This window comes from Mesorhizobium huakuii (assembly GCF_030160235.1).
GTDB classification, from domain to species: Bacteria; Pseudomonadota; Alphaproteobacteria; order Rhizobiales; family Rhizobiaceae; genus Mesorhizobium; species Mesorhizobium huakuii.
In genome coordinates this window covers 1-2699 of the sequence record NZ_BSNY01000038.1, presented here as the reverse complement: position 1 = coordinate 2699, position 2699 = coordinate 1, and the positions used below count along the sequence as shown (strand labels likewise).

The 2699-nt window shown below is 58.1% G+C and carries 3 protein-coding genes and 1 pseudogene; 1 reads left to right on the top strand and 3 read right to left on the bottom strand.

Annotated elements, in window-relative coordinates:
- Window positions 1-920, bottom strand: a 920-nt coding sequence (locus QQK95_RS20385) for an AfsR/SARP family transcriptional regulator (protein WP_284276005.1), incomplete at its 3' end; no start/stop codon positions are given.
- A 928-nt stretch (window positions 921-1848) separates the two neighbouring features.
- On the opposite strand from QQK95_RS20385, the gene QQK95_RS33430 reads away from it, so the two are divergent.
- The gene (locus QQK95_RS33430) at window positions 1849-2058 is read left to right on the top strand and encodes a hypothetical protein (protein WP_322791223.1); all 210 of its coding nucleotides are present in this window, start codon (window positions 1849-1851) and stop codon (window positions 2056-2058) included.
- A gap of 55 nt (window positions 2059-2113) precedes the next feature.
- On the opposite strand, the pseudogene QQK95_RS33425 reads toward QQK95_RS33430, so the two are convergent.
- Both QQK95_RS33425 and QQK95_RS20375 read right to left on the bottom strand, forming a co-directional pair.
- Window positions 2114-2318: pseudogene (locus tag QQK95_RS33425) on the bottom strand (hypothetical protein).
- A gap of 74 nt (window positions 2319-2392) precedes the next feature.
- Window positions 2393-2584, bottom strand: coding sequence for a hypothetical protein (locus tag QQK95_RS20375; RefSeq protein WP_284276003.1), 192 nt, complete (start codon window positions 2582-2584; stop codon window positions 2393-2395).
- Window positions 2585-2699 lie beyond the last annotated feature (115 nt).

The following is a 2699-nucleotide window of genomic DNA, read 5'->3' as shown; positions in this document are numbered from 1 at the left end:
ATTGAAGCCGCAGAGCGCCGCTTGATCAGCCTCGTCACCCAAATTCCAGCATAGCTCGTTACCTGATAGGCAACGCTGACCCCGCCCGACTTTACATAGTGCGTTTCTGGGCGCAGCGAGGCTGGCACCGGACTATCGGCAAGGCCTACCGCGGGTTCCAACAACGTTGTTGAATTCGCTTTGGACGTTACCGAACGGCTAGCACGGAGCCTGTCGTTCAGCTCACGCGTCTCCTTCTCCGGTTCCACCTGGAGGTGCTTGCGAAGGACCTCGCGGCATTGGGCATACTGCTTCAGTGCCATGTTCAGTCGGCCTTGGCGGGCATAGATTTGCATGAGGCCTCGGTGAATGTCTTCCCTGAGTGGATCCGACCCGATTAGGCGCCTCGCTGCCTCGACATAAGCGGCCAGATTGTTCTCAACCGAGTAGTGATGCAGAAGCTTTTCCAGAACGCCGATCCAAATCGTCCTCAATCTCTCTCGTTCCACCCTCAGCCAGTCGTTGAACGGTTCTTCCTTCAGGGCGAAGCCATCGAGCAAGTCACCGCGATAGACAACAACGGCTTGTTCAAGCTGCTCGTGGTCTGTACCTGACGCTAGTCGCTCGAACCGTGCCACATCGATCTCAAGATCGTCGAGCTTGAGGGTGACATTGTCGCCGTCTGCCAAGAGGCGTCGGTAGTCGACCGATGGCAACGCCTTCCTGATCGCTGACAGGGCCTGTCTAAGGCTCATCCGCGCCTGCGGCTCCCCAGTATCGCCCCATAGAAGCGCGGCGAGTTTCTCGCGCGAATGGGACTGTCCAGGATTGAGGGCTAGATAAGTCACCAAACCACGCGCTTTGCGGCTCAGCGCTGCATTGGCAAACCCACCTCCAGCAAGAGTGAAGCCGCCGAATAACAGAAGTTGTGTTTGCGCCACCGTTCGCAAGCCATGTTGGACACTCGATTGTTCCCCGGACCTGCTGCGACTTCAACTGCAATCTGTCTGGAATGGCGCTTTTCACGAACCAATCACAGTTCTTCGTACGCATCCCTCACGGCCATAGGAGAGGCTCTCAAATCAACACTTGGCAAGGGAAACGCTATGCTTGGCCCCAGCCTTTCCGATTGGCCCATTCGATCCGGGAGATCGTCAACGGTAGAACAGCCCCCCGGCGACATTCGGGCGTCACGTTATGACCTTGCACTGGCATGCTACCTGGAACAACAAGAAGCTCATCGCGCAGCGATCATGGCATCTCGACAACATGCGCAGACACGTCTGGGCACCCTGGTGCTCCTGCGTCTATCGAGGGTCGGCCGCTTCTTGAAACGGAGAGTCATCGCGGGCGCAATAAGCCTATGACCCTTCGGACCGTTGGGTCGTGAGTTGCGCGACCGCTTTGCCGCACCACTCGACTGCGCATTGATAGGTGTCGGCGACTGTGTTGAGTTGGCGGGGGGGACCCAATCCAACCCAGACGCGCACTGGTTTTTCAAAAGGCTTTGATCGCATCGCGAACTGCCTCCCTCGCAAAGCTCAAGCGACCAATCCGCCGCGTTGGCTCCCGTGTCCAGAGGTTGCCCAAGCGGGCCGAAATCGATGAAGATGTCGACAGTCTTTACCGCACGATCCTCAATGCTATTGAGCTTGCCTTGCCTGATTTTCCCAAGTGAGACACGGTTCGCAGCGGTCGATGCGTGCGACTTTCGATCCGTTGGTCTGGAACATATGTGACTTCCGAGGGTTGGTGATTGCGGCAGGCAACGCTCCCTCGCGCCATTGCTGAAGATCGGGTCAGAAACCTTGATCGGCCCGCGTCCTTCGCTAAGGGCGCGGGCCTACCCTTTTTTGGAAGGGATCGTGCATGTCCCAGACCATTCAACCGCCGATATTGCCGGAAGGAAGTCCGGATCGGGCGGTCAACTGTGAGGTGGCCCTGGAAGCGGCGTTCGCGGCCTTGGTGGCCGAATCAGAGGCCCAGGGATGGACAGCGCAAGAGACCGCGGAAACCCTGCTCAAAATTGCGACCGAACATATCCAGCTTCTAGGAGCGGCGGTCGAGCCGAAGGCGTAAGGAGAGTTGCGCCAGGCGAGGTAATCGCCCAGCCGGGCCTTGGCTGCGCTTCCCGCTATTCGGCGGATCCGTTGTTGGTGAATGGGGAAGCGCTGGGGATGCACTGCAGGCTCCAGCCCGGCGGGGGTTGGCTGCTTCTGGTATTCGGCGATGGCAGCCGTGCATTGTTCGCGCTTGTCGAAAGTGCTTGGCAACACCGCCATGCCGCCCTGCGGACCTGCAATTACCAGATACCAGATCAGCGCAGCTGTCGAAGTCATGGCGTTTCCTTGTTCCAGTCCGACGCTGTAGACGCGCACGGCTAGATTACCTTAGGCCAATGGCCAGGAATGAGCTAAACGTCATTGAGAAAAGAAGCGGCGATAAGGTCGTCGCCGTCAATCAGACCTTGATAGTCCGCCATCGCCGTTGCGACCTTTCGAAACGCCTTCATGTCGCCGCCGGTAATGTTCGCGTCAGCGAACTTTGTTCCGAGATTTACAACGCGCATTTCCAAGGCATCGGATTTTGCGAGATCTTGCGTCATGTGATCTTCCGTTTCAGTGAAAACCCGTCGCCGGGAGAGGCGACGGGCTTTGGCCGGGAGCTATGGCGGAAAATGGGTGATGACGGTTTGAGAAGGGCGGCGTATCGAGGCGGGT